The sequence below is a fragment of the Falsiroseomonas oryzae genome (assembly GCF_027856955.1).
Lineage (GTDB): Bacteria > Pseudomonadota > Alphaproteobacteria > Acetobacterales > Acetobacteraceae > Falsiroseomonas > Falsiroseomonas oryzae.
On the sequence record NZ_JAPSMD010000851.1, the window covers coordinates 1 to 1,117 of the forward strand.

General features: G+C 76.4%; 1 protein-coding gene. It reads left to right on the forward strand.

Annotation, left to right across the window (positions count from 1 at the left end; all coding sequences use genetic code 11):
* Nucleotides 1-1,117: glycosyltransferase family 4 protein (locus OZN99_RS32195; RefSeq protein ID WP_270939259.1), on the forward strand; the 1,117-nt coding region annotated here is incomplete at both ends.

Below are 1,117 nucleotides of genomic sequence, written 5' to 3' on the forward strand. Positions count from 1 at the left end.
TGGTCGCGGAGCTGGTGGCGGCGCTGGACGAGGCCTGGCGGCATGGCGGGCGCCGCGCCGCCGCCGTGGCGCGCCGCGCCCGGCTGGCGCTGCCCTTCGGACGCAGCGCCCTGGTCGAGTTGCTGCGGCGGTCGGGGCCCAAGGCGTTCCTGCTGGTCTCGCACCGGTCGCTGGAACGGCCAGCCCGGATCGCCGCACTGCGCCGGCAGGGCTGCTGGTTCGTCCCGCTGATCCACGATCTGATCCCGCTGCTGCACCCGGAATTCGCCCGCGCCGGCCATGCCGAGAAGCATCGCCGCCGCATCGCCACGACCGCGTCCCTGGCGGATGCCATCGTGGTGAACTCCGCGGCCACCGGCGCGGAACTGCTGCCCTGGCTCGCCGGGCGCCCTACCCCACCGCCGATCACCGTCGCCCCGCTCGGCGTGTCGCCGCCGGAGGTGGAGCAGCCCCCCGTCTCGCTGCGGCCGTATTTCGTCGCGCTCGGCACGATCGAGCCGCGCAAGAACCACCTGCTGCTGCTGAACCTCTGGCGCCACTTCGCCGCCACCCTGGGCCAGGGCGCGCCGCGCCTGATCGTGGTCGGCCGGCGCGGCTGGGAGAACGAGAACGTCCTCGACATGCTGGAGCGCTGCTCCGCCATCGACGGCCTGGTGCGGGAGACCGGCGCGCTGCCGGACCGGGAGGTCGCGTCGCTGCTGCGCGGCGCGCGCGCCCTGCTGTTCCCCTCCTTCGCGGAGGGCTTCGGCCTGCCGCTGGCCGAGGCGCTGGCCCTCGGCGTGCCGGTGATCGCATCCGACCTGCCGTCGCTGCGCGAGGTCGGCGGGGCGGTCCCGGATTTCCTGGACCCGCTGGACGGGGCCGCCTGGCGGTCGGCCGTGACGGACTATGCCCGCGCGGACAGCCTGGCACGCCGGGCGCAGCTGGCACGGCTGGGCGGCTGGACGGCGCCGGTCTGGGACGACCATTTCGCGGCGGTGGACGAGCTGTTCCAGGTGCTGCTCCGCCAGCCCGGCCCGGTGCGGCTGCCCGTGCCGCCGGCCGCGCAGGCGGCGCGCGCCGGGCGGGAGAAGCAGGCGGCGGCCGATGCCCTGGGCCGCGACGAGTCCGCGCCGTG